Origin of the sequence: Actinoplanes sp. NPDC048791, from assembly GCF_040650095.1 — a bacterium.
Classification (GTDB): Bacteria; Actinomycetota; Actinomycetes; order Mycobacteriales; family Micromonosporaceae; genus Actinoplanes.
In genome coordinates this window covers 1-1,549 of the sequence record NZ_JBEZGQ010001494.1, presented here as the reverse complement: position 1 = coordinate 1,549, position 1,549 = coordinate 1, and the positions used below count along the sequence as shown (strand labels likewise).

At 69.1% G+C, this 1,549-nt stretch carries 1 protein-coding gene; it reads right to left on the bottom strand.

Going from position 1 to position 1,549, the window contains the following annotated elements; genetic code table 11:
- Nucleotides 1-42: 42 nt before the first annotated feature.
- On the bottom strand, nt 43-1,549 hold a 1,507-nt coding region (locus tag AB0C29_RS47775; protein WP_360834926.1), incomplete at its 5' end, for an alpha/beta hydrolase.

Below are 1,549 nucleotides of genomic sequence, written 5' to 3'. Positions count from 1 at the left end.
GGCGCGGGCCACACCGGCCCGCGCCCCCTCGTCAGGCCTTCCTCAGCGCAGCACGCTGAGGTCCGGCAGCACGCGGTTGGAGCCGCCGCCGGAGGCGGACGCGCTCTTGGCCGCCGCGGCCGTCGGGTCCGGCTGCGGCAGCGGGTCGCACTGCTTGTCGGAACGGTTGCCGCGCACCCGGGCCGGCAGCGTGCCGTCGGACAGGTACGCCGCGATCGCGTTGTCGGTGCAGGCGATGCCGTTGAGCGAGCCGGAATGCGTGGTGCCCCCGACGCCCTCGATCAGCACCGACCGCGGGAAGCGCTTGCGGACCTCAAGGCTGCCCGCGTACGGCGTCGCGGCGTCGTACGTCTCGTTGATCAGCAGGATCGGCGGCGCCTTCTTGCCGTTGACGTTCACCGGCGTGCCGACGTCACCCTTCCAGAACACGCAGGGCGCGTTGAACCAGGCGTTGCTCCACGTCAGGAACGGGTGCTGGGAGTAGATCCGCCAGTTGTCGCGCTGCCACTTGCTCCAGTTCTTCGGCCACTGCACGTCGGTGCACTGGGTGGCCAGGTACATGGCGTAGCCGTTGTCGGTGCCCGGCCCCTGCGGGTAGCCACCGTCGTACAGCGCCTTGACCGGGGCGTAGTCGCCGTCGTTGACGTACGCCGCGAACGCCTCGGCGATGGTCGTCCAGTCGAAGATGTAGTACGCCGCCGAGGTGAAGATGTCGGTCCACTCGTCCGGGCCGATGACCCCGCCGGCCGGTGCCTTGCGCAGCTGCTGCAGCGTCGCGTAGTACTTCTTCTTCACCGCGCTGCCGGTCGTGCCCAGGTGGTAGACCGAGTCGTACTTGGCGACCCAGGCGAAGTACGTGTTGATGTTCTTGTCGAACGCCACGTCCTGCGCCAGGTTCGCCTTGTACCAGACGTCGCGCGGGTCGACGTTGCCGTCGAGGACCATCCGGCGGACCCGCTCCGGGTGCAGCGTGCTGTACACCTGGCCGAGGTACGTGCCGTACGAGAAGCCGTAGAAGTTGAGCTGCTTGGCGCCCAGCGCCTTGCGGATGCTCTCCATGTCGGCGATCGTGTCTGTGGTCTTGACGTGGTCGAGCAGCTCGCCGCCGGCCTTGGCGCAGGCCTGCGCGTACTGCTTCGAGCGGGCCAGCCACTGCTTCTCCAGCGAACGCGTGACCGGCACGTAGTACGGCCGGTTGTACTGGGTGGTCAGGTTGCCGTCGCAGGACAGGGACGGCTCGCTGGAGCCGACGCCGCGCGGGTCGAAACCGATCCAGTCGTACTCACTGCCCACGTTGTCCGGCACGTACTCGCCGAGCACCGACAGGGTCAGCCCGGATCCGCCGGGGCCGCCCGGGTTGGTCAGCATGATGCCCTGGTAGTCCGCCGCCGGTGACTTGTGCAGGATGCGGGAGACGGCCAGCTTGATCTTGGTGCCGCGCGGGCGCCGGTAGTCCAGCGGCACCGTGAGCATGCCGCACTGCGCGCCGCGGCGCTGCAGCCCGGGGCTTTCGCACGTGCCCCACGCGATCGGCGCGGGTGTGTAACCG